The sequence below is a fragment of the Acinetobacter halobius genome, from assembly GCF_044130335.1.
In the GTDB taxonomy this organism is placed as follows: Bacteria; Pseudomonadota; Gammaproteobacteria; order Pseudomonadales; family Moraxellaceae; genus Acinetobacter.
In genome coordinates this window covers 102,005-126,272 of sequence record NZ_JBIQOD010000010.1, presented here as the reverse complement: position 1 = coordinate 126,272, position 24,268 = coordinate 102,005, and the positions used below count along the sequence as shown (strand labels likewise).

The 24,268-nt window shown below is 41.4% G+C and carries 27 protein-coding genes; 13 read left to right on the top strand and 14 right to left on the bottom strand.

Annotation, left to right across the window (positions count from 1 at the left end; genetic code table 11):
* Nucleotides 1–143: 143 nt before the first annotated feature.
* Nucleotides 144–794: an orotate phosphoribosyltransferase gene (pyrE, locus tag ACE01U_RS10605; RefSeq protein ID WP_119063308.1), complete on the bottom strand. Its 651-nt coding sequence runs from the start codon at nt 792–794 to the stop codon at nt 144–146.
* A gap of 39 nt (nt 795–833) precedes the next feature.
* Between pyrE and ACE01U_RS10600 the strand changes: the two genes are divergently transcribed.
* Entirely contained in the window at nt 834–1,652 is an 819-nt protein-coding gene (locus ACE01U_RS10600) for an exodeoxyribonuclease III (protein WP_110974615.1), read from the top strand.
* A gap of 463 nt (nt 1,653–2,115) precedes the next feature.
* Complete coding sequence (locus tag ACE01U_RS10595) at nt 2,116–2,466, top strand: Spx/MgsR family RNA polymerase-binding regulatory protein (protein WP_291374775.1); 351 nt, start codon at nt 2,116–2,118, stop codon at nt 2,464–2,466.
* A 47-nt stretch (nt 2,467–2,513) separates the two neighbouring features.
* Here ACE01U_RS10595 and ACE01U_RS10590 read toward each other — a convergent pair whose 3' ends face one another.
* A complete protein-coding gene (locus ACE01U_RS10590; RefSeq protein WP_086210277.1) occupies nt 2,514–2,951 on the bottom strand; it encodes a DUF2147 domain-containing protein in 438 nt (145 codons plus the stop codon).
* Between the two features lie 156 nt (nt 2,952–3,107).
* On the opposite strand from ACE01U_RS10590, the gene ACE01U_RS10585 reads away from it, so the two are divergent.
* The gene (locus ACE01U_RS10585) at nt 3,108–4,019 is read left to right on the top strand and encodes an alpha/beta hydrolase (RefSeq protein ID WP_086210278.1); all 912 of its coding nucleotides are present in this window, start codon (nt 3,108–3,110) and stop codon (nt 4,017–4,019) included.
* A gap of 76 nt (nt 4,020–4,095) precedes the next feature.
* On the opposite strand, the gene ACE01U_RS10580 is transcribed toward ACE01U_RS10585, so the two are convergent.
* A complete protein-coding gene (locus tag ACE01U_RS10580) occupies nt 4,096–4,662 on the bottom strand; it encodes an FMN-dependent NADH-azoreductase (protein ID WP_119063311.1) in 567 nt (188 codons plus the stop codon).
* Nucleotides 4,663–4,891: 229 nt separating this feature from the next.
* Here ACE01U_RS10580 and ACE01U_RS10575 point away from each other — a divergent pair, with 229 nt between their 5' ends.
* The gene (locus ACE01U_RS10575; protein WP_171264487.1) at nt 4,892–6,124 is read left to right on the top strand and encodes a GGDEF domain-containing protein; all 1,233 of its coding nucleotides are present in this window, start codon (nt 4,892–4,894) and stop codon (nt 6,122–6,124) included.
* On the opposite strand, the gene ACE01U_RS10570 is transcribed toward ACE01U_RS10575, so the two are convergent.
* The 5 genes from ACE01U_RS10570 to ACE01U_RS10550 all read right to left on the bottom strand — a co-directional run bounded on the left by ACE01U_RS10570 (nt 6,121) and on the right by ACE01U_RS10550 (nt 10,460).
* Nucleotides 6,121–6,759 carry a glutathione S-transferase family protein gene (locus ACE01U_RS10570; RefSeq protein ID WP_086210280.1) on the bottom strand — a complete coding sequence of 213 codons (639 nt, stop codon included), beginning with the start codon at nt 6,757–6,759 and terminating at the stop codon, nt 6,121–6,123. The genes ACE01U_RS10575 and ACE01U_RS10570 overlap by 4 nt on opposite strands.
* Before the next feature lie 18 nt (nt 6,760–6,777).
* Entirely contained in the window at nt 6,778–8,604 is a 1,827-nt protein-coding gene (gene dsbD / locus ACE01U_RS10565) for a protein-disulfide reductase DsbD (protein WP_086210281.1), read from the bottom strand.
* A gap of 18 nt (nt 8,605–8,622) precedes the next feature.
* Nucleotides 8,623–9,393 carry a transporter gene (locus ACE01U_RS10560; RefSeq protein WP_086210282.1) on the bottom strand — a complete coding sequence of 257 codons (771 nt, stop codon included), beginning with the start codon at nt 9,391–9,393 and terminating at the stop codon, nt 8,623–8,625.
* Between the two features lie 14 nt (nt 9,394–9,407).
* The gene (locus ACE01U_RS10555) at nt 9,408–9,950 is read right to left on the bottom strand and encodes an ankyrin repeat domain-containing protein (protein ID WP_291374768.1); all 543 of its coding nucleotides are present in this window, start codon (nt 9,948–9,950) and stop codon (nt 9,408–9,410) included.
* A 138-nt stretch (nt 9,951–10,088) separates the two neighbouring features.
* Complete coding sequence (locus ACE01U_RS10550; protein WP_086210284.1) at nt 10,089–10,460, bottom strand: HPF/RaiA family ribosome-associated protein; 372 nt, start codon at nt 10,458–10,460, stop codon at nt 10,089–10,091.
* A 242-nt stretch (nt 10,461–10,702) separates the two neighbouring features.
* On the opposite strand from ACE01U_RS10550, the gene puuE reads away from it, so the two are divergent.
* The 6 genes from puuE to ACE01U_RS10520 all read left to right on the top strand — a co-directional run bounded on the left by puuE (nt 10,703) and on the right by ACE01U_RS10520 (nt 15,498).
* Nucleotides 10,703–11,671, top strand: a complete 969-nt coding sequence (gene puuE / locus ACE01U_RS10545; protein ID WP_086210285.1) for an allantoinase PuuE — start codon at nt 10,703–10,705, stop codon at nt 11,669–11,671.
* Nucleotides 11,672–11,795: 124 nt separating this feature from the next.
* A complete protein-coding gene (gene uraD, locus ACE01U_RS10540; protein ID WP_086210286.1) occupies nt 11,796–12,299 on the top strand; it encodes a 2-oxo-4-hydroxy-4-carboxy-5-ureidoimidazoline decarboxylase in 504 nt (167 codons plus the stop codon).
* On the top strand, nt 12,296–12,622 hold the full coding sequence (uraH, locus tag ACE01U_RS10535; protein ID WP_086210287.1) for a hydroxyisourate hydrolase: 327 nt from the start codon (nt 12,296–12,298) through the stop codon (nt 12,620–12,622). Before uraD ends, uraH begins: the two co-directional genes overlap by 4 nt.
* 37 nt (nt 12,623–12,659) lie before the next feature.
* The gene (locus ACE01U_RS10530) at nt 12,660–14,018 is read left to right on the top strand and encodes a nucleobase:cation symporter-2 family protein (RefSeq protein WP_395579420.1); all 1,359 of its coding nucleotides are present in this window, start codon (nt 12,660–12,662) and stop codon (nt 14,016–14,018) included.
* Between the two features lie 127 nt (nt 14,019–14,145).
* Nucleotides 14,146–14,895: an outer membrane protein OmpK gene (locus ACE01U_RS10525; RefSeq protein WP_119063318.1), complete on the top strand. Its 750-nt coding sequence runs from the start codon at nt 14,146–14,148 to the stop codon at nt 14,893–14,895.
* A 96-nt stretch (nt 14,896–14,991) separates the two neighbouring features.
* On the top strand, nt 14,992–15,498 hold the full coding sequence (locus tag ACE01U_RS10520) for a GNAT family N-acetyltransferase (protein WP_110974605.1): 507 nt from the start codon (nt 14,992–14,994) through the stop codon (nt 15,496–15,498).
* On the opposite strand, the gene ACE01U_RS10515 is transcribed toward ACE01U_RS10520, so the two are convergent.
* Together ACE01U_RS10515 and hpxO are read right to left on the bottom strand one after the other, a co-directional pair.
* A complete protein-coding gene (locus ACE01U_RS10515; protein ID WP_110974604.1) occupies nt 15,487–15,993 on the bottom strand; it encodes a DUF1877 family protein in 507 nt (168 codons plus the stop codon). The two genes, ACE01U_RS10520 and ACE01U_RS10515, sit on opposite strands and share 12 nt — an antisense overlap.
* Before the next feature lie 146 nt (nt 15,994–16,139).
* On the bottom strand, nt 16,140–17,297 hold the full coding sequence (hpxO, locus tag ACE01U_RS10510) for an FAD-dependent urate hydroxylase HpxO (protein WP_086210292.1): 1,158 nt from the start codon (nt 17,295–17,297) through the stop codon (nt 16,140–16,142).
* 212 nt (nt 17,298–17,509) lie between these two features.
* Here hpxO and alc point away from each other — a divergent pair, with 212 nt between their 5' ends.
* The 3 genes from alc to ACE01U_RS10495 all read left to right on the top strand — a co-directional run bounded on the left by alc (nt 17,510) and on the right by ACE01U_RS10495 (nt 19,900).
* Entirely contained in the window at nt 17,510–18,514 is a 1,005-nt protein-coding gene (alc, locus tag ACE01U_RS10505; protein WP_395579419.1) for an allantoicase, read from the top strand.
* Nucleotides 18,515–18,623: 109 nt separating this feature from the next.
* Nucleotides 18,624–19,136 (top strand): ureidoglycolate lyase, encoded by a 513-nt coding sequence (locus ACE01U_RS10500; RefSeq protein ID WP_395579418.1) that lies wholly within the window; start codon nt 18,624–18,626, stop codon nt 19,134–19,136.
* A gap of 56 nt (nt 19,137–19,192) precedes the next feature.
* Complete coding sequence (locus tag ACE01U_RS10495) at nt 19,193–19,900, top strand: phospholipase D family protein (RefSeq protein ID WP_110974600.1); 708 nt, start codon at nt 19,193–19,195, stop codon at nt 19,898–19,900.
* Between the two features lie 114 nt (nt 19,901–20,014).
* Here ACE01U_RS10495 and urtE read toward each other — a convergent pair whose 3' ends face one another.
* From urtE to urtB, 4 genes are read right to left on the bottom strand one after another with little or no spacing between them, the layout of a single operon-like run.
* A complete protein-coding gene (gene urtE, locus ACE01U_RS10490) occupies nt 20,015–20,713 on the bottom strand; it encodes an urea ABC transporter ATP-binding subunit UrtE (RefSeq protein ID WP_395579417.1) in 699 nt (232 codons plus the stop codon).
* 10 nt (nt 20,714–20,723) lie between these two features.
* On the bottom strand, nt 20,724–21,542 hold the full coding sequence (gene urtD, locus ACE01U_RS10485; protein WP_110974599.1) for an urea ABC transporter ATP-binding protein UrtD: 819 nt from the start codon (nt 21,540–21,542) through the stop codon (nt 20,724–20,726).
* Entirely contained in the window at nt 21,539–22,612 is a 1,074-nt protein-coding gene (gene urtC / locus ACE01U_RS10480; RefSeq protein ID WP_119063324.1) for an urea ABC transporter permease subunit UrtC, read from the bottom strand. The genes urtD and urtC overlap by 4 nt, the downstream gene beginning before the upstream one ends.
* Before the next feature lie 4 nt (nt 22,613–22,616).
* A complete protein-coding gene (gene urtB, locus ACE01U_RS10475) occupies nt 22,617–24,248 on the bottom strand; it encodes an urea ABC transporter permease subunit UrtB (RefSeq protein ID WP_395579416.1) in 1,632 nt (543 codons plus the stop codon).
* Between the last annotated feature and the right edge of the window lie 20 nt (nt 24,249–24,268).

Sequence of the window (24,268 nt, the reverse complement as noted above, 5' to 3'; positions counted from 1 at the left end):
GAATTTATTTGAAAGGAAGCTCTTAAAGGCACTATTTCTTCCTGATAAGAAGTGGAATAAGCAAGAAGAACCTCAACTGAGGTTCTTCTTGTGATATTTGTGGGACAGCAGTGGCAGTAGCTTCCTTTTTTTTATTTCAACGTTCAGACGCCATATTTCACACGGTAGGCTTCCATTTTGGCTAACGCTTCAGTCTCACCTTTAGCCTCTAAATAATTCATCAAATCTTTCATGGTCACCAATGCATGTACAGGAATTTCCAACTCTTTTTGCACTTCTTGGATCGCAGACAAATCACCTTGACCTTTTTCTTGACGGTCTAATGCCACCAACACGCCTGCAATCTGCGCACCTGCATTTTTCAAAATGGTGACCACTTCACGGATCGCTGTGCCCGCAGTAATCACATCGTCAATAATCCAGACTTTTTTGCCTGCAACAGATGCACCAACCAAGACCCCGCCTTCACCATGATCTTTGGCTTCTTTACGGTTAAACCCCCAAGGCACACTCACACCATGGTTTTGCGACAACGCCACAGCTGTCGCTGCAACAAAAGGAATTCCTTTATATGCAGGACCAAAAACCACCTCAACATTGTTGCATTCTGTCAGTTTGGCCGCATAGCCAGAAGCCAAGAGAGACAAGGCTTCTCCGTCATTGAGTAGACCTGCATTAAAAAAATAAGGACTCACACGACCCGATTTTAAAGTAAACTCACCAAATTTAAGCACGCCACGTGATAATGCGAGTTCGATAAAAGCTTGAGGGTTAAATGTCGCTTGCGTTGTCATGCGGTGCTCCGAATTTTCAAATTGAGGTAAGACTTGCGCATGATACCAAAGAGTAGCTATCCAAGTGATCAAAAAATTTTACGTGTGGTTTCAATTAACGTAAATGGTCTACGTTCTGCAGAAAAAAAAGGGATTTTTGATTGGATTTCCACATCAGATGCTGATGTGATTTGCATGCAAGAATCTCGTATCACTCACGAACAATGGACGGATAAATTTAAACCTGAAGGTTGGCATACCCACCTGTTCCCTGCCGAACGTCCAGGTTATGCAGGCACTGCCATTTATAGCCGTCTACCCTTTGTTTCAGTCACGGATGGGCTTGGTTTTGAATTGGCCGATTCTCAAGGTCGCTTTATTTCCGCTGAATTTGACTTAGGTTTAGGCCAAACCGCACATATTTGTTCACTCTATTTACCCTCGGGTTCTTCTGGCGAAGAAGCACAAGTACGTAAAGATCACTTTTTAGAAGAATACAAACAAATTTTGAAACAATGGCGTGAAGAAAATAAGTCCGTGATTGTCTGTGGTGACTACAACATCGTGCATAAACGCATCGACATTAAAAACTGGTCAGGCAATCAAAAAGCCTCAGGCTGTTTACCGCATGAGCGTGCTTGGCTTGATCACATTTATGATGAACTTGGCTATGTCGATACTTTCCGTGAAGTTCGTCAAGAAGCAGAACTTTATTCATGGTGGTCAAACCGTGGGCAAGCCCGTGCCAAAAATGTGGGTTGGCGGATTGACTATCAAGCTTGCTCCCCTGACTGGAAAGCCCGTACAGTCAATGCTTGGGTCTATAAAGAGACTTGGTTTAGCGATCATGCACCCGTTATTATTGACTATCAAATCTAGTGAAATATCCACTTTTCACCCACACTCAGTGAACAAGTGTTTACTGAGTATGGGTTTTTAACTTACATTATCTGCCGTTTTTTGAGTCTTTTTCTGATCAATCAATCAGTGCATTATGTTTCCACGGCAAAGGGACGATGTCAGGATGACAGCACAAGGACAGGAAGCCGTAGGATGAAATTGAACAAGCTATAGTTTTAGTTTGCTCTCAAGGATGTGACAATGGACGTTGTAATGAGACCCGCATGATCAGGATGATTAAATGCGGGTTTTCTCTTTTTTAGTCTCTTCTTTTTTAATTATTATTCTTAGATTAGTATTTTAACAATTCTCTTCTTCTTGATTTCTATTTTAAATACCTTTTATGACAAACACATGACGTTTTGAGATTAAAATACGGTACTAGAGCCATCCTCTTTTTTCAGCTACTCTAAACCCAGATTAAAAGCAAAAAGGGTTTCCCATGTTGAAGGTTTATGGCATTAAAAATTGTAACTCGATGAAGAAAGCATTCGACCTACTGAGTGAATTAGGTTTGGCCTATGAATTTCATGATTATAAAAAGCAAGGGATTGATGCTATAACCGTAAAAACATGGCTGGATCAACTAGGTGCTGATCTCGTTCTGAATAAAAAAGGCACCACTTGGCGTAAACTGACCGAAGCAGAACAACAGACCGCTTTAGCTTCAGAGCAAGGATTAATTGATGCACTCACCACTTACCACAGCCTGATTAAGCGCCCTGTCATTGCGACAGCAAATGGTTTTATTGTAGGTTTCGATGAAGATGCAATTCGCGCCTTAAAGGCATAACAAAAATAAAAAAGCCGAGCAATTGCTCGGCTTTTTTAGACTATATATTAATTCACACGAATCCATGTTTGGTTACGACCTAAAGCAGCAACGCCAAGATAACCACGGAGTTCAAGCTTTTTACCCCCCGAAGTTAACTCACCTTTTAAGCTGTAAGTTTTACCATTTTTCGGATCCAAAATTTTACCATCATCGTATTTTGTACCACCGACATTTTTTAGACCATGTACGATTGTCAAACCTTTCAATGATTTGTTTTTATACGGACCTTCACATTTCGTACATGCATTTTCTTCACCAGGTGTCAGAATGCTTTGAATACTGCCAGTTAAAGTTCCATTTTTCTGCTCAGTGAATTTCACAACCGCACGCGGTTGCTTCGTTTTGTCATCAATCGTTTTCCAAACTGTGCCATTAAGTGGATCTGCTGCGTGAGTTAGAGCGGCCAATCCCAGTACGCTTAATGCAAGTGCAATTTTTTTCATTTTTTGTCATTTCCCTAGTCTAGTATAGACGACTATCATTATTAAAAAGTCACAACAATTTTTCAATTTTTCAATGTGACTAATTAGTGTAACCTTGTAAATTATGTTGGTAAATACACAAACTCAAGGTAAAACAAATAATAAAATGGAATAACTATGAAGATTGCCGATCCATGGAAACAAATTATTACAGAGCAGTTTTTAAAAACCACGATTCGAACCCCGAGTCGATTTAGCCTCCCTCCCAGTAGTCAGCGTTTTCTCATTGAACAAATGTGTCGTGCATTCCCACTCAATAAATCCGTTCAAATCCGCCCTCTGCGTCTTGCAGGCTTGCGTGCGGAAGAACTGAAAGCTGAAACCGAGGCCACTCAGCTCATTTTGCACATTCATGGCGGGGCTTTCTTTTTAGGTTCAATGAATACCCACCGCGCATTTGTCTCAGACCTTGCTGCAAGCACGCACATGCAGGTGATCCATCTGGATTATCCTTTGTCACCTGAGCATCCTTATCCTGAGGCCATTGATGCACTATTAGATGTATACCAAGTTTTATTAGCACAAGGTATACAAGCCAAAGACATTATTTTATCTGGCGATTCTTGTGGTGCAAATCTAGCATTGGCTTTAGCACTGCGTATTCGCGATGAACAACTCTCACAGGTTAGTGGACTGATTCTACTCTCGCCTTTCTTGGACTTAAGTTTAACCAGTGAATCTATTCGCTATAACCGCCAGTTAGATGCGCTGTTATCCATTGAAGCCCTTGAAACGGGCATCGAGTACTATCTACCCAAGCAAATTGATTCTGCTGACCCACTTGTCTCTCCATTATTTGATGATTTATCCGATCTGCCTCCGACTCTCGTGCAAGTTGGTTCAAAAGAAATTCTGTTAGATGATGCACAACGGTTTAGAGATAAAGCAACAAAAGCCGGTGTGGACGTGACCTTTAAACTCTACACGGGCATGTGGCATAACTTCCAAATGTTTAATGCATGGTTTCCCGAAGCCAAAATGGCCTTGGACGATATTGCCACTTTTGCTCAATCACTCGACCAAGACTAGATATCATTAGTTCAATAAAAAAAGGTCAGCCTGAGGCTGACCGAGTGAGGAATCATGAAACTGCTTTTTATTGTGATTAGATGGTTTTTACCTGTGCCAATGCTGCTGTAATGGCTTGATCTTTCAACTCTGGCCCCATATTCACACCCTCTGCACGAATGATTTCAACATCTGTCACGCCAGTAAAGTTAAACACTGTTTTCAAAAAACCTTCTTGGAAATCAACAGGGCTGTTGTCGCCATAAACACCACCACGACTACTGGCGATATATGCTTTTTTGTCACCAGCCAAACCTACAGGACCATTTTCTGTATATTTAAAAGTACGACCAGCAACACTAATGCGGTCAATCCATGCTTTTAATGTTGAGGTAATCCCGAAGTTATACATTGCTGCGCCAATGACCACGACATCTGCATCGAGGTACTGTTGAATAATGCGTTCACCTAAAGCCGACTGCTCTGCATTTTGCCCCATCAAGATTTCCGCATCTAAATGTGGAATTGGTTGTGTCGCCAAATCCAAATACTCAACTTGGGCTTGAGGATGCTTTTCTATAAGTTGCGACACAATGGCTTGGCTTAACTGACGAGACACAGAAGCATCAGACATAATACTTGAATCAATGTGTAAAACTTTCATGGGATATTCCAGACTAATCTTTCTTTAATAGGAGCATATTAAAAGAATTGCCCTACCAGAATAATGCACTTCAGTAAAACACTATGTTTCAAAAATAGAACACTTTTCCCTTTTTGTAGGGATGTTTTTACTATGATTTTAGGTGCTATCTTGTATTTCAATTTTAAAATTAATGATAATGATATTTAAATTAAAAAATAATACGAAAATAAAAGGATAAGAATATTGAATGAATTCACTAGCCGTTGCCTCTAAAAAATTAACGAAAAATAAACTTTCTCGCTATCTACTTGAAGAGGAAGTCATTATGAATTGGAGTACATTGAAAAAATGTATTCTGATGCTTATTTTAGCCTGTACCATCCATATTGCTTGGCTAGGCTGGGATACGTTTATTCTAATGAACCCTCAATACTGGCAGGTGGTCAATATCGAGTTTGTTCGCATTCAATTTGTGCTGAATTCTATTTTTTGTTTGGTGCTCTTAGGGCTGATTTACCCCTGCTATGCTTTACAGGATCGCGCATGGGTGCAACGCTTTTTACCTTATGTCGCCATCGGTATCTTTGTGATTTCACTTTGCCAAGACAGCTATTTTGTTGGGGTTTTAAGCCCAATGACCATGATTGCCTACATTTGTTTACTGACGCTGGGTTTAGTGCTGTTTAAACGCAAAATCATTTATATGATGCTGATTCCTGCCACGAGTTTTTTAGTTTTTTCAGGATATCTGAGTTTTATTGACGTTGTCCCTTACTCCCCTCTTTTTATCATTGATGGGAAGCTTTTTCTTAATGGCTTCTGGTTATTTTCGATGTTGTATTTCATTACTCCGATCTTAATCACTTGCTTAATTTTATTTGAAATTTTACTTAGCCAGTGGCGTCATCGTGAACAACAGATCCAAAGTTTAAGTCAGATTGATCCCCTCACCAACACGCTTAACCGACGCAGTATTAGCCAAAACTTAGAAAACTTACGTCATGAGAAACATTCTCCTTATGCAATTGTGCTACTAGATCTCGATCTGTTTAAAAATATCAATGATCAGTTCGGACACCATATGGGAGATGCAGTTTTAATTGCAGTCGGTCAAAAATTGAGTGAGCATTTACGTGAACAGGATATCGTAGGTCGCTATGGTGGCGAAGAGTTTATATTAATCTTAAAGCGTTCTTCGCAACATCGTGCGCGCCGTATTGCAGAACGTTGTCGGGCAGCCATTGAATCTTTGGTTATTGAAAATGAAGATGGACGTTCGATTCGTATCACTGCCAGTTTCGGTATTGCCCTATCTGCACATAAATTAAAACCCCAACAATTATTAAACCAAGCTGACAAAGCACTTTATGCAGCGAAAGCCGGAGGACGGAATCAAATTAAATGCTATTTTGAAATCGGTGCTTCTGAAATTGAATACGAGTCCAAATGCCGTGATAACCCTCATATTTCACGTCACTAGACAGCTTCTTCTAATCCAGAATGGATCCAAGCACTGACAGCAGGATGCTTGATTATCTGTTGCATATACTGCTGGCTTTGCTCAGATACGGGCAATGCATAACTCTTGAGACGCATCACCACAGGTGCATAAAAGGCATCGGCTATACAGAAATTGCCAAATAAAAAAGCATGCGCGTCTGCACGTTTAGCCCAAATGTGTTCAATCCGCGCAACATCTGCTCTTAATGCCGCATGCTTCTCCCAAAGTGCTTGACCTTCGGCTGTGCTGTATTGCATCTGAAGATTCATTGGGCACAATTCACGCAGTGCCATAAAACTACTGTGCATTTCACCACTGATACTTCGTGCTTGCGCTCTTAACGCTTTAGCTCTTGGCCAAAGTGCTAAGTCTGGATGTTGCTCAGCCAAATATTCACAAATCGCTAAAGAGTCCCAAATTCTAAATTCTCCTACATCTAAAACAGGTACTTGAGCATTGGCATGAATATGGGATAGTTGCTCTTTAAAACTGGGGTTTGTCGCATCAAAGCGAACGAGTACCTCTTCAAAGTCGATGTTAAATGCGGTTAAAACCAACCACGCTCGCATTGACCAACTGGAGGAGTTTTTATTGGCAATATATAAACGTTGCATCACCCTTCTCCCTCAGGTTTAAAAACGTTGTAATTGAGCTAAAAGTTCAGCCTCAGTAAATGCACCTGTTAAACGTAAACCGCGAATTTCTTGTTGTGAGGCATCTAAAAATAAATAGGTGGGTGGCCCTAAAATATCCCACTGGTTTAACAGCACTTGATGGGTTGCATCATAATGACTCAAATCCAGTTTAATTAAATAATACGGCGCAAGTGCCTGTTGTACTGTGGCAGATTTTAAAATACGGTGTTCAATCGGCTGACAGGCAATACACCAATCCGCATAGACATCAATCACGATTTTTTGGCCTTTCGGTGCTTGTGCTAATAACTGCTGAAACTCTGCCGCCGTACTTGCGACATGCCAATGCGCAGAGTCTGTCACTGGTGACTCAAAAAAACGTTGACTCTGTTGATATTGGCTATAGCTAATATAAGACCCGCCAATCAGCAACGCCACGATATATAACACACGTAACTGGGTTTTATTCCACATTAAACGATATAACACATAGCCAATAAAGCTTAAGCCTAGGACTAAACTTAGCAGTTGCATCCATGTCTCAGAAAGCATTGGGCGAATAAAATACAGCGCCAAAGCCAACATAATAAAAGCAAATAACACACGAATTTGATTCATCCATAACCCTGCACGTGGCAAGATTTTAGCCCCCAATATACTGGCAAGCAGAAGTGGCGTTCCCATCCCAAAGCCTAAAGTGAACAATAAAACTGCACCTTGCCACTGGCTTTGCGTTTGTGAAATGAACAATAAAGCACCAGCCAAAGGGGCTGTCATACAAGGGCCAACCAACAAGGCAGAAATCATACCCATGATTCCCGCACTGAGCAGACTGCCCCCTTTTTGCATGGACTGAATATGATCAAGTTTATTGACCAGCACTTGAGGCAGTTTAAGCTCAAATAGTCCAAATAAATTTAACGCGAATAAGACAAAAAGCAGGCTAAAAGCAATGAGGGTTGAAGGCTGCTGCAACCAACGCTGAAAATTCAAACCTGCGGAGGATGCAACCAACCCCAAAATGGCATAAACCATCGCCATGCTGCAGACAAAGACCAAAGCAATCATCCATGCTTTAAGACCTTTACTGTCTCGTATAATGAGAGAAGTTAAAATCGGTAACATGGGTAAAGAACACGGTGTAAACGCGAGCAGGATGCCGAGCCCAAAGAACAGCAATAAGCCATAAGCCAACGAACTCTTAGCCAATTCCTCTGACCACATTTGGTCTTGGGCTGCGGAATCATCAGCGCTTAATGTTACTTGTTCAGATGTCACATTTGTCTCTAAGGACTGCGCTTGAGTATTCGACTGCGCTGCCAAATCTAACAGCCGTTTTGAACCACTGGCCTGATCTTGCAGGCTGATCAAGCCATTAACATCAGTTTTAAATTCAATGGTTTGCGGTGGATAGCAAATACGATCTTTGGCACAACCCTGCCAAGTCACCTGATAGGTTTGCGAAGCTTGTGTATTTAAATCAAATTGTACGTGTTGATAATAAACTTGGGTATGCCCATAATTTTCATCATATAAATCATGGGCTGGAGGTAGCTCTAACTTAAGCACCTGTCCTGCCTGTTTCACTTCAAATTTGTGCTGATAGATATAATAGTGTTCAGGGATATCCCAATGCAGCTGAGCGCTATGCTCAGTTGTGGACTCCACTGTAAATGGAAACGCATCCTTGGCTGAAAGCAGTGGAGTTTCTGCATGAACGTTTAGAATACTGGCCCAAATACACAGATTGATAATCAATACTGATAGCACCAGATACCACGTTCTTCCGTTCTTCCCCTGTTCCAGATGAAGATGCTTTTCCATAATGTTTTCTTTTTCTAATTAAAATAAATATGAAACGCCAAGGGCTGAGTAATAGCTTTTATCTGAACCATCTAAGTCAACGCCAACACTTGCATCCAGTTGCATCCGCTGATTGACCGCATACATTAAACCTGTACCCAGCGCATATTCATTGTCTTGGCTTTCTGCTTTACGGTAAACCAATTCAGAGAAGCCACTGAGTTTATCGGTAAATTGGTACTCGAGTGTCGGAATTGCAGAAATTGCCCAATCACTATTTTGAACTTCATAACGCATGGTGATAGATGTTGTCACGAGATCGCTATAATCATAAGACACAGCAGAAGTCAGGCTATAAATATCATCTTCATTGGTGAAACCATCATTGCCTGTAGCAATAACCGCTTCCGCTAATACGGCCATGCTCAAACGTTCATCATCCAGTGGAATAGCCGCTTTTACACCCACACTGACATCACCCAAACCATCTGTTTCAGACTTGTTACCCGCCACTTTCACTTGCTGCCACGACGGACCTGCCCAACCCAATTGTAATTCGATGTTTTTTGCTAGACCTGTGCGGAACAACATATCTGCATTTAAGTTGGTGGTTTTTACTTTTTCCCCATCGGCAGTGGTGGACTCAACATAATTTGCATTGGCTAAGCCCTGCTCCCATGCCAACTGACCCACAGGCGTAATGCCAGTACCCATACCCGAGCCAGGGCGGTCAAAGGAAAAATCTGCAGCCATCGCATTCATACTGAATCCAGCTGTGACACATAAACCCAAATGTTTTAATTTCATCATGATTTTCTCGCTGTTTAGGCTAATTCTTTTGACATTTTTGCACCGTGCTGACGAAGCAACTCTAAAGTTTGCTTTTCTTCAGCTAATGCTTCGGCCCAGTTAATTTCATCAAATTCACAATCAAAGAACAAATCGCTAATCGAAGATAAAATAGTCAAACCATCTTCATCTTTGGTGTTTGGATCGACTTTCTCATCCAATAAGCGTTTGACTGCGGGCGCACATGCAGCACTTGCAGCATCCCAAAGTGGGCCATAAATTTCCTCTGTATCCCACAAATGTAAATTCGCTTTTGCTTGAATTAACTGTTCTAAAATTTCTAAATGTACCGCTAGGCTATCTTGCTTTTCTTGTGCTGATAAAGGTGTACCCGCTTCATACGCTTCGCAAATTGCTTCCCACCATTTAAATAAGCCATCTGACCAAACTGAAATCACAGGTCCTTTTTCAGAGTCAATAAAATTTGGATTTAATCCATCTGCTAATAAACGTTGAACTTGCTGAAGATCTAATTCTTCAAGTGCTTGCACGAAAGCTTGTTGTTGCGCGGTTAACATGGAGAGGACGCTCTTCAATTCAGTTTTATTCTATTATGCCGAATAAACGGAACATTTGTTATCCGTAATGTTGGATAAAAGTGAGTGCCAAACATGAAAAAAGCCCCAAATCTGGGGCTTTTTAAAATTCCGTGAGGTTTATTCTTCCTCATCCTCTAGGCCATCATCCTGATCTGCATAAACAGGTTGCCCAGCACGTGGTTTATCATTCCTTTCAAAGGTATGTTCTAGGCTACGTTTGAGGCGATCAATCGCACCATGAATCGCCGTATCGACATTATGACCTTTATGATTTACAACCACGGGTTTTAAACCTGCAGGACGAGCTTCAATCATACATTGAATGTCGTCATCTCCGCCTTTATGGCTATTGGCATCACTCAGATGCACTGAAAAATGGGTAATACGTTCACTGTGACGTTGGAATTCTTGATTGAGCTCTGCACGTACATAACTAATTAAACGGTCACTATTTTGAATGTTTTTATCTGTACGGATTTCTATGTTCATAAAATAACATCCTCTCTTTATTTGACTCTTTTCTGTGCAAAACTTTTTTATCTTGGCACACTTGTAGCTTACTGTTTTAACAGCATACGACCATCTTCAATTTCTATTGGAAAGCAACCTCCCCTGATTGAATGATGAACACTTTTGAGTCTGCAGATCTGTGTCCTTCTACTTTGAATATCGGGCCTAACTCAAAATTATGCAAGTGATATTTTAAAAAAAATATGAAAAGGATACTTATTGTGACAAGCACTTACTTACGTGGCCAAGAACTCATTGATTCTATTCAAACTTCTGCCTATTCACGTGACCTAATTGGCTATGCAGGAACCCCACCACACGCTCACTGGCCCAATCAAGCACGCATTGCACTACAGTTTGTTTTGAACTATGAAGAAGGGGCTGAAAACCATATTGAGCATGGTGATGCTGGTTCTGAGCAGTTCCTATCTGAGTTGGTCGGTGCAGCGAGTTTTCCTGCTCAGCATCGCTCCATGGATTCCATGTATGAATATGGCTCACGAGCAGGTTTTTGGCGCATCCATGCGGAGTTTCAAAAACGTGGACTCCCGATGACCATCTTTGGGGTAGGTATGGCACTGGCACGTAATCCACCTATTGTCGAAGCAATCAAACAAGCCCAATACGATGTGGTCTCTCATGGACAACGTTGGTTGCACTATCAAAATGTCGATATTGAAACCGAGTATCAACATATGGATCAGGCCTTGAGCGTACTTGAAACATTATTGGGTCAAACTCCCATCGGCTGGTATACGGGCCGAGACAGCCCCAATACACGTCAATTGCTCGCAGCGTTTCCACAGATTCAATATGACTCGGACTACTATGGCGACGATTTACCGTTTTGGACCACATTAACGCAAACCGATGGCACCACACGTCCGCATCTGATTATTCCTTATACACTTGAATGCAATGATATGAAGTTCAGTTCCGCTGGTGGCTTTAGTACAGGAGAACATTTTTTCCAATATTTAAAGGACAGTTTTGATGTGTTGTATAACGAAGGTGAAAGCAGTCCGAAAATGATGTCGATTGGTATGCACTGCCGTCTTCTCGGTCGTCCGGGTCGCTTTAAAGCCTTGCAACGCTTTCTCGATTACATTCAGAGCCATGAAAAAGTTTGGATCTGTCGTCGCTCAGAGATTGCTGAACATTGGTATCAACATCATGCCCCTAATATGTGAAGCATCATGTAAATAGGAGCCTCTTTTGGGCGTTTATTTAGCTATTTTTGGGTGTAAATTTGTCTGTATTTGGCACTGATATTGCAAAGTTTTAGCTATTCTTTTTAAACATCAGGTCAAAATAGTGCATCTGAACGAATTTAATCAATCCCCCCCTGCCGAACTCGAAAACCGATTAAAACACTGCGTGCCTATTCAAAGTTGGGGGCAAGCCATTATTGCAGCCCGCCCCTTTTCATCTATACAAAAGGTACTTGATTACGCAGCTCAACTTAGCCAGACATGGACATGGGACGAGGTTCAATCTGCTCTAGATATGCATCCAAGGATTGGAGAGAAGCGAGCCAAAACTGAACTTAGCCCAACCGAACAAGCTTTTTCAGAACGTGAACAGGCCCAACTCCAAACCAATAAAGAGACTCAACAGGCATTGCTCACCGCCAACATCGCTTATGAAAAAAAATATGGCTACATCTTCTTAATCAAGGCTTCAGGTTTAAATGTGAATGATATTTTAACGGCACTGAACTATCGACTAAAAAACGACCCTGAAACGGAACAACGCATCGTCAAACAGCAGTTATCTGAAATTGCTATCCTTCGCCTTACACAGGAGCTTACCGCATGATCAGCACCCATATTTTAGATACTGCTTTAGGTCAACCTGCAACTCAGGTCGATGTGAAATTATTCAATCATGTTGGCGAATTATTGGCTTGTGCACAAACCAATATAGATGGTCGTATTCAAGCAGCAGATTTTGGCTTAGAAGCACTCATTTCTGGAGAGTATGCACTTGAGTTCAATACAAAGGATTATTTCGAAAAACAAGGTCTTGAAACATTTTTCCCCAAAGCTGTGATTCATTTTTATATCCAAAATACCGAGCAACACTATCACATTCCTCTGCTGATCAGCCCTTTTGCTTATTCCACTTACCGTGGAAGCTAAGCACAACACAAACCAACAGAATATGGGGAAAAACAACATGACAAAACTCAATAAAAGCCTCTCTCCAGAACATGAGTATTTGGGGGCGACTAAAAGTGTAGCTTACGGTTTGCAACATGTGCTCACTATGTATGGTGGAATTGTTGCACCCCCACTGATTATTGGTACTGCAGCAGGCTTAAACGCGGCACAGATTGGTTTACTCATTGCTGCGGCGTTGTTTGTCGGCGGTTTAGCCACTATTTTACAAACCATAGGGGTGAAATACATCGGGGCGCAACTTCCTTTGGTGCAAGGAGTTTCTTTTGCAGGGGTCGCTACCATGGTGGCGATTGTCACTACAGGTGGAGGGCTGCCCGCAGTTTATGGTGCAGTCATCGTTGCATCATTGATTGGCTTTTTCTTAGCCCCTTATTTTTCCAAAATTATTCGCTTTTTTCCCCCTGTCGTCACAGGTTCCGTCATCACCATCATTGGTTTATCCCTCCTGCCTGTCGCTGTCCGTTGGATGATGGGTGGCAATAAAACGGCACCGAACTGGGGAAGTATTGAAAATATCAGTTTGGCTCTCCTAACTTTAGCAATCGTGATTGGACTGAATATGCTTCAAAGCCCGACCATGCGGCGGTTGTCGATTCTAGTATCAATCATTCTAGGTACATGCATCGCCTATATTCTAGGTTTTGGTGACTTTAGCCACATCACCAATGGTGCTTGGATTCAAGCCCCGAGTGTTTTTGCTTTTGGGCTTCCTGTTTTTGAATTCACCGCAATTCTTTCAATGCTGATTGTGACTTTAGTCATTATGACGGAAACTACTGCCCACATTATTGCAGTAGGAGAAATTGTTGGAACGAAGGTCGATGCTGAACGCATTGCAGCAGGTTTACGTGCAGATATGCTATCGAGTGCGGCAGCACCTATTTTGGGTTCCTTTATGCAAAGTGCTTTTGCGCAAAACGTCGGTCTGGTTGCCATTACAGGAATTAAAAGTCGCTTTGTAGTGGCTGCAGGTGGTGGTATTTTAGTGATCTTGGGTTTATTACCGATTATGGGGCGCTTGATTGCGGCTATTCCATTCCCAGTTTTAGGTGGGGCAGGTTTAGTTTTATTTGGAACAGTAGCTGCTAGTGGCATCCGAACATTGGCTAAAGTTGACTATAATGAGCAAAAAAATCTAATTATTGTTGCAACTTCAATTGCAGCAGGCATGATTCCAATCATAGATTATTCTTTCTTTATAAACTTCCCCAAATGGGTGCAAACCCTGTTCCATTCTGGGATCAGTTCGACCTGTATCATGGCGATATTATTAAATTTATTATTCAATCATCTTCCTTCTTCAAAAAGAAAGTCTGTCACTAAAAATAAAATACTTCAGGAAGCCCACCACTAAACCATTTGGTAAAAAAAGTGTAATAAATAACCTTTTTTTATGATCCATCTCCATCACGTTCGTCAAATTTGGCTTTATTTTTGCTTAATAATCGGTATCCTTGTATCCGATTTTTTGGGGAATATTCATGAAACTGACTCAAATTGCTGCTTTCGTAGCATTATCTTCTGCTGCGGCAATTTCTCAAGCTGCGCCGATCTGGCAAGACTTTAGCCTCACTGCTTTATACGGTGAAAACTATGCGCATCCTGTAAATATGGATGACAATAACCAGCAAACAACGGCTACTGTCGAATATACAGCTAAATTGAAATATGGTGACTTTTTCGGCTTCGCTGACCGTGCTCACAATGATTTCGAAAACAGCACATATTTCGAGCTTTCGCCTCGCCTAAGCTTAAGTGCTGTTACAGGAACTAAACTAGAAGCTGGTCCAATTAAAGATATTTTAATTGCGGGAACATGGGAAGCAAATAGCTCGAACTACTCAGGTGCAGACTTCAACAACTACCTCTATGGTATTGGTTTTGATCTTGCTATTCCTTATTTCCAATATGCACAGTTGAACTTCTATAAAGCGGATAATGAGAAAGGAACAACTGATGACTACCAAATGACTGCTGTCTATGGTATTCCAGTGAAATTAGGTTCTGAAGATTTCCTTGTTGATGGCTTCCTTGACTGGTCAACAGGTGAAAATGCAGGTCATGCAAGTGAATTAAACTGGACAACACAATGGAAATGGAATGTTGGTAAACACATTTCTCCAGATACACGTCTTTATGTGGGTGTTGAACACTCTGTATGGAACAACAAATACGGCATCAAAGGTTTAGACCAAAATGACGTTAGTGCATTAATCAAATACCACTTCTAATTCACTTTTGTGAATATCCAAAAGCAAGACTTCTGTCTTGCTTTTTTTTATGTAAAAGCAGCATGATAAAGCTCCAATACAACGACTCAGCCTTCCATGTCTTTTATCATTCGCCCTGCTACTGAACACGATTTGCCTGCCATTCAAAATATTTACAATGCTGAAGTTCTACATGGTATGGCAACGTGGAATGAACATGCATATGATTTAGCGCATTTTCAAAAACAGTTACAACACTTTAAAAATCAGCAATTTCCATTTTGTGTAATGGAAGACCAAGAGAAAAAGGTGATTGCAGGATTTGCAGACTATGCCACTTTCCGTAATTTTTCAGGCTATCGTTTTACCGTTGAGCATTCTATTTATATTTCACCCAACTATGCACGTCAGGGTTTAGGTAAACAACTTTTAGCCTATTTGATTGAACAAGCAAAAATACAGCAAATGCATGTCATGGTTGCAGGAATTGACCATGCCAATCTTGCATCAATTGCATTACACGAAAAATTCGGCTTCGTACAAACAGGCTATATGCCACAAGTGGGACAAAAATTTGGCCAATGGCGTGATCTAGTACTGATGCAATTGATGTTAAATCAGTGAGATTGGCGTTAAATTGTCACTGGTTACACTGATCACAGCGTAATTATGCTTTGCTGCTTGTTCATAAAAATTTTTGAGTTGAGCAAACAGCAAGCTCAACTCCGCAAATTGCAGTTCTATCGACTCAGTCCGAATCCCATGCTCCTGCTCTAGGCGCTTTAAACAAGTAGTTTGCATATGCTTTTTAAAGTCATCAATATCGAGTTTCCCTAATGCTTCTTCGACTTCAACTACACGAACTGCCGTGTTATAGCGCACCTCTGTGAGTTGTTTCTGACGTTCCGATAAATGATGTTCAGCTTGTACACTCAAAGCCAGTAAGGAAGTTCCAGACTTAAAACTCCCCTGCAACAACGTTTGTAAGATCTTCCAGTTTGAGCCTAAAAGCAGACGTGATTCAAGCTGTTGCGAATCCAATACATCTTGCACAGCAGTCGACTCTAAAATCAGCATTTCTAAAGCATTGGGTTGAATACTTAATAATAATGTGTCCATATGGCTGCTCTTATTGTTGTTACTTTCCATTAGCTTAACGCGTCTGAAATCCAACTGCTCAATCAATTTGTATGAGTAATTTTCACAAAAACGCAAAGGACAGTGGTCCTTTACTCCGAGCTTAAATACGCCACAAAAAATATCCCCTAATCCAGCGGATTACCCACAATATTACTAATAATTCCCTTCATGATATGAGGACCTTGCTCAGTGCGTAAGTCCTCATACCATGCCTGGGTTACACTTTCATCTTTCATATGGGTCACATCACAACGTTTACGTGCGCGTAGCACCATTTCTCCTGTGCGTTCGTTGCGTTTATTTTGATAACGACGTAACGAGTCTTGTAAGCCCAAAGTATTAATTTGTAGTGCGCGTGCCAAATAAATGGCATCCTCCATCGCCTGACAACCGCCTTGCCCAATATCAGGCGTTGTACTATGTGCTGCATCTCCGACGATCACCACACGACCTTTATAGAAGTCAGTAAATGGCTCAATATCATGAATTTCGACACGATTAGTCTGTTGTTCATTCATTGCATCAATGAGGCTTTGCACAGGCGCACACCAATTTTGAAAATACTCTTTCAACTTTTTTTTATATTGATTTCGATCATTTTCCAAACCAACTGGTAGAGGCACATCAAAAAAGAAATAGAAGCGATTGTCAGAAACTGGCATAAGTGAAGCACGCTTCCCTTCGCCAACAAATGTCGTCCATTGATCTGCTGGTGCTAAATCACTAGATATTTCAACTAAACCATTCCAGTTGACGTAACCAGCGTAACGGCGTTCAACTTGATCACCAAGAACATACGCTCGAGTCAAAGAGTGAGTTCCATCTGCTCCAACCAATAATTCTGTTTGGATTTCTGTTCCATCTGCAAAGCGAACTGTGACCATATCATTGTGCTCTGCTAAAGACAGCATTTTTTTACCGAGCTTGATATCCTGACGCCCAAATTCATCCATCAACATGTTTTGTAGTTCGGCACGCGAAACAGGATATGGTCGCTGTCCAACCTCTTCAATCAAAGGATACAGGCTGAACTGGGTCATAACATCCCCCGTTAAACCATCAACATAAGCCAAATGGTCCATCTGCCCACCTAGGCGTGCGACTTGGTGGGTTAAGCCCAAATAATTCAGGCATTTCACACCATTTGACCACAATGAAATGGCTGCACCTACAGGTAAAATATGCTCTGTTTGCTCATAAATGGTGACTCGATGCCCAAATTTCTTCAATGCGATTCCTGTCGTTAAACCACCCATCCCTGCACCAATAATTGCAATTTCCATCTGTTCCTCTTTTTCAAATTTGTATCATTCAGATTGAAAAAGCGAAAAGCATGCCATCTTTGAGCCCTTCATTTATGTCCATCAAAAGTTGGCATAAGCTGTGCTAGATAAAGGAAAGAAAGTAATTTCATTTTCGTAAAATTGGCAGATAAATTTCTTTATTTTTAAAACGAAAAATCACCTATTGATGATCCTAAACACGGACCTATTTCATGGCAACCTTATTTGCACCTAGCTTTGAGCTTCCTACGAATATACAACAATTGACCAATCTGGCAGATCTGCGTATTGGGGCTGAAGTGATTGAATGCTCGGATGATTTTTTTGCTGAAGCCAAACGCATGTTGCAATTTGACGATCCAGTTTTTGTGGAGGATAAATTTGACGATCACGGAAAATGGATGGATGGTTGGGAAACACGGCGTAAGCGCCATGCAGGTTACGACTGGGCCATAGTCAAACTTGGAGTCGCAGGAAAAATTAAAGCTTTTGATATCGACACGACATTCTTTACTGGCAATTATCCTGCTTCCGCGGCTATTGAAGCCTGTTATGCACCAAAGGGTAACTTTGAAGATGTGGAATGGCACCAAATTTTACCAAACAGTATATTGGGACCTAGCCAGCACCATATTTTTGAGGTTAAAACTGAAATGGTGTATACCCATATTCGTTTAAACATTTATCCTGATGGTGGCATCGCGCGTCTTCGTGTTTATGGTGATGTGCAAACCCAAATTACCGGCCACAATCAAATATTAGATCTGTTGGCATTGGAAAATGGAGGACGCGTCATTGCATATAGTGATGCCCATTTTGGACATCCCCGTAATTTAATTAATCCCGGTAGAGGGATCAATATGGGCGATGGCTGGGAAACTAAACGTCGTCGGGCACCTGGTTTTGACTGGTGCATTTTAGCCTTGGGGCAAGCAGGCTCTATTGAAAAAATTGAAATTGACACTGCACATTTTAAAGGCAATTACCCAGCTGAAGTTTCAGTTCAAGCCATTTATATTGAAGATGCTACCGACCCACAACTGATTCCACAAAGTATGTTTTGGCCCTTTTTATTAGAGGCGAAAATCATGCAAATGGATCATATCCATTGTTATGCCAATGAAATTTTAACACAGAACAAAGTGTCCCATATTCGGGTCAATATGATTCCCGACGGTGGCATTAGTCGCATTCGTCTATGGGGTAAAATTGTCTAATTTATATTCAAATTGACATGATTAGCTCAATTATTATTTTAGATTTATGCTGTTATATTTTCATATATACATCAGTTTTGAAAATACAGTTTTCATTTGGAAGAAACCCATGCCCCATCATATTTTGATTCAACCGATTAGCAATGAAAATTTTGCCGAGTTTGGTGATGTGATTAGCTGCCGAGGGCATGATTTTTTCCATATTAATGATGCACACACTGAGCGCTATCATGCCTTGGCTGAAACTGAAATTATGGGCCATGCAAAAGTTGGTATTAGTATCTTTCGAAATATCCAGACCACTACACTTCCTGTTGAAATTTCAATGTTGGAACGTCACCCCAAAGGCTCTCAAGCATTCATCCCGATGCACGGTCAAAAATTTCTAGTGTTGGTTGCGCCAAGTTTGGATACGGATCGACCTGATATTTGTAAATTACAGGCTTTTATTACAGATGGTTCGCAGGGTGTGAATTATCATATAGGGACATGGCACCATCCACTTTTAACACTGGAATCCCCTAGTGATTTTGCCGTTATTGATCGAATTGGGACTGGACATAATTGTGATGTTTTTCAGTTTGATGAAAAAATTCAAATTATGCTTCTCGATCATCCCTAACCCAGTATTTATGCGTTAGTATCTCATTTAATTATTCAGAATAATCATAGGGATAAATGGCAAAATTTTTAAACACGAGTGGCACTAATTTTTTTCTTGAAGAACTCATCAAAAATGCCAAAGAACGCCTCATTTTAATTAGTCCTTATCTACGTTTAAATGACCGAATCAAAGAACTTTTAGAAGATAAAGATCGCCTAAAAATTGATATCCGTATTGTTTATGGAAAGAGTGATTTACATCCAGACGAAATCAAATGGATGCAAAAATTAGATTTTGTCCGAGTTAGCTTTTGCAAAAATTTGCATGCAAAATGCTATATCAATGAAAGTGAATGTATCATTTCCAGTCTAAACCTTTATGAGTTCAGCCAAGTCAATAACAATGAAATGGGAATCTTAGTCCGTAAATATGAAGACACTGAAGTTTTCAAAGATGCTTATGAAGAAGCTCAACGAATTATCCGAATTAGCGATGAAGTACGTATTACCCTAGATGAAGTAAAAACAGAAATACCTCCAGTTTCAGAAGTGGCAGATCATGAAGAAGACATCATTTTTACAAAACTAACGACTGCGAAACTCGCTGCAAAAGTTGGAATTAAAACTCCAGACTTATTGGAAAAATTAGTCAATAAAGGCTATTTAAACCTTACAGAAAATGGTAAGCATTTTCTGACAGACTCAGGAAAAGCTATTGGTGGCGAATTTAGAACGGGTCAATATGGTATTTATTTTCTATGGAACGAAAATACCGAGATTTAAAAACATTAAATTTTCCAATTTCTAAAAGAATTAGAAACAATAAATCCCTCTAAACCTCCCCTTTAGCAGGGAGGCTTTTTGTCACTTGTTCAACAGAGGGGAAAATAACGAGACTTAAATCGCCACCAATTCTCGAATACCTTTTGCAGGCATTTCACTGCCTGCCCCTTGTGCAATCACTTGCCCACGGGCCATAACGGCATATGTATCAGCCAATTCTTCGGCAAAGTCATAAAACTGCTCAACCAAAACCACCGCCATCTCACCACCATCCGCCAGTTTACGAATCACTCGGCCAATGTCTTTGATAATAGAAGGTTGAATGCCTTCTGTGGGTTCATCCAATATTAACACCCGCGGTTCTGACGCTAAAGCACGCGCAATCGCCAATTGCTGCTGCTGTCCACCCGATAAATCTCCACCACGACGATGTTTCATTTCATCTAATACGGGGAATATTTCATACAAATGTTCAGGTACTTTTCGGGTTTTAGCCCCCTTAAACTTGGCCATGCCAATCAGGATATTTTCTTCAACAGTTAGGGTCGAAAAAATATCACGGCCTTGTGGCACGTAAGCCAAACCTGCACGAACACGTTGTTCAGGATTCATCTTCGAGATGTCCTTACCATCAAGTAAAATTTGGCCCGACTTGATCGGTAAAATCCCCATCAGACATTTCAGTAAGGTGGTTTTTCCAACACCATTCCGCCCCAACACCACCGAGCACTCTCCCACAGGGGCCTGAAATGAAACATCTCTTAAAATATGACTGCCACCGTAAAACTGATTGACGTCTTTGACTTCTAACATGGTCGGCTCCTTAACGTCCTAAGTATTTCTCAATCACATCTTCATTGGCCTGTACCTCTGCCAATGTGCCTTCAGCTAAAATCGACCCTTGAGCCAGTACCGTCACTTTTTCACTGATGGTGTCGATAAAGCTCATATCATGTTCAACCACCACCAAAGTGTGATTTTTCTTCAACTCTAAACACAGCTCAGCCGTGCGTTCTGTTTCGGCATCAGTCATGCCTGCCACAGGTTCATCAAGTAAAATCAGCTTAGGACGTTGCATAAGCAACATGCCGATTTCCAACCATTGCTTTTGTCCATGTGACAACAGCCCCGCAGGTTTATGTACCCATTCTTCTAGCCGAATTTGCGCCAAAGACTCATCCAAAGCCAACTGCGCATCTGGATCCAGTTTACTGAAGAAGCTTTTTTTGACACGCTTATCTTTTGGTGCCGCGAGTAGCAAGTTTTCCATCACTGTAAAATTTTCAAATACCGTTGGTTTTTGAAATTTACGACCAATGCCTGCTTCTGCAATTTGCTCCGTACTCATCTTGGCCAAATCATAGTTTTGCCCAAAAAAAGCTGAGCCTTCGGTCGGTCGGGTTTTGCCTGTAATCACATCCATCAGTGTGGTTTTACCTGCCCCATTGGGTCCAATGATGCAGCGTAGCTCCCCTTCTTGGATGTACAGCGACAGATCATTTAAGGCCCGAAAGGCATCAAACCAAACACTGACTTTTTCCAAGTACAGTGCAATACCGTGGCTAAAGTCAGCGCCTTGTTCTTTGGGACGCCCATAGCCGTCTGAAGCATGGCCACCATGAGGTTGTATTAGCTCACTCATTCGCTACGCTCCTTTTTAAAACGGTCAAACAGACCAATGACACCTTTGGGTAAGAAAATGGTGACCACAATAAATAAAGCACCCAAGATTAATAACCATGCTTCTGGATAAGCCACGGTGAAATAGGTTTTCACGCCATTAATTAACCCTGCACCCAAAATTGGGCCAATCAAAGTCCCACGCCCACCCGCAGCCACCCATACCGCCATTTCAATCGAATTGACGGGGTTCATTTCACTTGGGTTAATAATACCTGCTTGGGGAACGTATAAAGCCCCTGCAATACCTGCAATGACCGCCGACAGCACCCATGCAGATAGCTTGTACCAAAGTGTGCGGTAGCCCAAATACTGTAAGCGATTTTCGCTGTCACGAATTGCTCCCAGTACACGGCCATAAGGTTTATTCATAAGATGACGCAATCCCACAAAGCACAACAACAGCACAACAGCGGTGAGAAAACAGAGTGTGGCACGCATGGATGCTGAGGTAATGTCCATGCCAAAAATGGTTTTAAAGCCTGTAAAACCATTATTTCCACCAAAGCCTGTTTCATTGCGGAAGAACAACAGTGCCGCCGCAAAAGTCATAGCCTGAGTAATAATCGAAAAATACACGCCTTTAATTTTGGAGCGAAACGCAAAGAAACCAAAGATGAAAGCCACCATACCAGGAACCAACACCACCAAGGCCAAAGCCCATAAGAAATGATTGGTACCCACCCAATACCATGGCAGTTCAGTCCAACTTAAAAAACGCATAAAGTCAGGAAGTGCATCCCCTGCAGATTGGCGCATCAGATACATGCCGAAAGCATACCCCCCCAGTGCAAAGTACAAGCCGTGACCTAAACTTAAAATGCCTGCATAGCCCCAAACCAAGTCCAGTGCCAAAGCCACCAAAGCCAAGCACATGATTTTACCAATCAGGGTGACCCAATACGCAGAAAGATAAAATGCCGAATCAGCAGGAAGTAAATGTAACCATGGGAGCAATAACATGACAGCAAAACACGCCGCTATTGCCATTGCACTGATAGGTTTATCAGATAATAAAGAAGTGATTTTCATGCGCTTACTCCACAAAACGGCCTTTGATGGCAAACAAACCTTGTGGACGTTTTTGAATAAACAAAATCACAAGAACCAGTAGAATAATTTTCGCAAGAACAGCGCCCATGCCAATTTCAAGAATCGTACCACTGATACCCAAACCGAGTGCTGCCAGTACCGCTCCCCAGACTTGTCCTACACCACCAACAACAACGACCAAGAAAGCATCAATGATATAATTCTGACCTAAATCAGGCCCAACATTACCTACTTGCGCTAAGGCACAGCCTGCCAGACCAGCTAGGCCTGAACCCAGTCCAAAAGCCATCATGTCAATACGACTAGAACGAATGCCTACAGCTCGTGCCATTTGGCGGTTTTGTGTCACGGCACGAACAAACAAACCAAAGCGTGTTTTATTGAGCAGGTAAACCAACAGCAGTAACACCGCAACCGTAAATACAATAATGGCAATCCGGTTATACGGCAGCATTAAACTGGGACTCAGTGCAATACCGCCCGATAACCATGAAATATTGGAGACTTCGACATTTTGCGCGCCAAAAATCATCCGTACCAATTGCATCAAAATCAGACTGACCCCAAAAGTGGCCAACAGCGTTTCCAGCTGACGACCGTATAGCGGTCGAATTACCGTCCGTTCAATCAACATGCCAATCAGCGCACTTACCACAAAGGCTGCAGGAATAGCTGCAATTAAATACCAATCAACATAACTGCCTAAGTAAGTCTTAAACAGGCTTTGCACCACATAGGTGGTATAAGCCCCTATCATAATCAATTCGCCATGTGCCATATTAATCACACCAAGCAGGCCATAAGTGATGGCTAAACCGAGCGCTGCTAGCAGTAAAATGCTGGCTGTACTAAAACCAGAAAATACATGTCCAGCCCATTCACTGGCTTGGATGCGAGTTTTAATCTGACTTTTGCCATCCGCCAAAATAGCTTTGAGATCTGGATTCAGATTAGGCTGGGTGAGGGTTTGTTCTACTAAGGCTAAAACATCAGGGCGATTTGACTCAGCGAGTACTTTTGCTGCTTGAATCTGTACCAACACATCTGGATTTTCAAAATCTAAACGTGCTTTAAGCTGTGCTAAGCGCTGTTTGACTTTGTTATTTTGCTCTTTCAAATAGAGCTGATTAATCTGTGCAATATTCAATTCAGACAGGTTATTTTCTAAAATATCAATCGCTTCTAAACGTTGAGAAAAGTCTTCAGATTTTAATTTTGCTTGTGCCTGACCAAAGTTTAAAGCTTTACGTAACGTATTGACCAATGTCACTTGAGATAAATCACCCGGCCAAGTTTCAATCACTTGCTCATCAGGATAACTCAATAATTTCTCATTATTTTTTAAAATATATGTCGTGCCTGCACTGTCTTTGTATAACTCATCATTTTCAATAAATGCAACGAGACGATCAAACTCTTCAATCGTGCCCGGCCACTGGCTCAGCATGGCTCGACGCTCTGCAAATTCTGCTTTAACAAAACGTTGAATGGCGTCATTAGATGCTGATGCACTTTGTGTAGCAGAAGTGGGTTCAGTATTTTCAGCCCAAACACTGTTACTCATGAGCTGTGCCATTGAGCAGAGTATCGCGACACAAAAAATCTTTGGATTCATAAAATATTCCCTTAAGGTTG

Bases quoted from the DNA above. Each gene is read 5' to 3' on its own strand.
- pyrE (WP_119063308.1), bottom strand. From the start codon at position 794: ATGACAACGCAAGCGACATTTAACCCTCAAGCTTTTATCGAACTCGCA.
- ACE01U_RS10600 (WP_110974615.1), top strand. From the start codon at position 834: ATGATACCAAAGAGTAGCTATCCAAGTGATCAAAAAATTTTACGTGTG.
- ACE01U_RS10595 (WP_291374775.1), top strand. From the start codon at position 2,116: ATGTTGAAGGTTTATGGCATTAAAAATTGTAACTCGATGAAGAAAGCA.
- ACE01U_RS10590 (WP_086210277.1), bottom strand. From the start codon at position 2,951: ATGAAAAAAATTGCACTTGCATTAAGCGTACTGGGATTGGCCGCTCTA.
- ACE01U_RS10585 (WP_086210278.1), top strand. From the start codon at position 3,108: ATGAAGATTGCCGATCCATGGAAACAAATTATTACAGAGCAGTTTTTA.
- ACE01U_RS10580 (WP_119063311.1), bottom strand. From the start codon at position 4,662: ATGAAAGTTTTACACATTGATTCAAGTATTATGTCTGATGCTTCTGTG.
- ACE01U_RS10575 (WP_171264487.1), top strand. From the start codon at position 4,892: ATGAATTCACTAGCCGTTGCCTCTAAAAAATTAACGAAAAATAAACTT.
- ACE01U_RS10570 (WP_086210280.1), bottom strand. From the start codon at position 6,759: ATGCAACGTTTATATATTGCCAATAAAAACTCCTCCAGTTGGTCAATG.
- dsbD (WP_086210281.1), bottom strand. From the start codon at position 8,604: ATGGAAAAGCATCTTCATCTGGAACAGGGGAAGAACGGAAGAACGTGG.
- ACE01U_RS10560 (WP_086210282.1), bottom strand. From the start codon at position 9,393: ATGATGAAATTAAAACATTTGGGTTTATGTGTCACAGCTGGATTCAGT.
- ACE01U_RS10555 (WP_291374768.1), bottom strand. From the start codon at position 9,950: ATGTTAACCGCGCAACAACAAGCTTTCGTGCAAGCACTTGAAGAATTA.
- ACE01U_RS10550 (WP_086210284.1), bottom strand. From the start codon at position 10,460: ATGAACATAGAAATCCGTACAGATAAAAACATTCAAAATAGTGACCGT.
- uraH (WP_086210287.1), top strand. From the start codon at position 12,296: ATGATCAGCACCCATATTTTAGATACTGCTTTAGGTCAACCTGCAACT.
- ACE01U_RS10530 (WP_395579420.1), top strand. From the start codon at position 12,660: ATGACAAAACTCAATAAAAGCCTCTCTCCAGAACATGAGTATTTGGGG.
- ACE01U_RS10525 (WP_119063318.1), top strand. From the start codon at position 14,146: ATGAAACTGACTCAAATTGCTGCTTTCGTAGCATTATCTTCTGCTGCG.
- ACE01U_RS10520 (WP_110974605.1), top strand. From the start codon at position 14,992: ATGTCTTTTATCATTCGCCCTGCTACTGAACACGATTTGCCTGCCATT.
- ACE01U_RS10515 (WP_110974604.1), bottom strand. From the start codon at position 15,993: ATGGACACATTATTATTAAGTATTCAACCCAATGCTTTAGAAATGCTG.
- hpxO (WP_086210292.1), bottom strand. From the start codon at position 17,297: ATGGAAATTGCAATTATTGGTGCAGGGATGGGTGGTTTAACGACAGGA.
- alc (WP_395579419.1), top strand. From the start codon at position 17,510: ATGGCAACCTTATTTGCACCTAGCTTTGAGCTTCCTACGAATATACAA.
- ACE01U_RS10500 (WP_395579418.1), top strand. From the start codon at position 18,624: ATGCCCCATCATATTTTGATTCAACCGATTAGCAATGAAAATTTTGCC.
- ACE01U_RS10495 (WP_110974600.1), top strand. From the start codon at position 19,193: ATGGCAAAATTTTTAAACACGAGTGGCACTAATTTTTTTCTTGAAGAA.
- urtE (WP_395579417.1), bottom strand. From the start codon at position 20,713: ATGTTAGAAGTCAAAGACGTCAATCAGTTTTACGGTGGCAGTCATATT.
- urtD (WP_110974599.1), bottom strand. From the start codon at position 21,542: ATGAGTGAGCTAATACAACCTCATGGTGGCCATGCTTCAGACGGCTAT.
- urtC (WP_119063324.1), bottom strand. From the start codon at position 22,612: ATGAAAATCACTTCTTTATTATCTGATAAACCTATCAGTGCAATGGCA.
- urtB (WP_395579416.1), bottom strand. From the start codon at position 24,248: ATGAATCCAAAGATTTTTTGTGTCGCGATACTCTGCTCAATGGCACAG.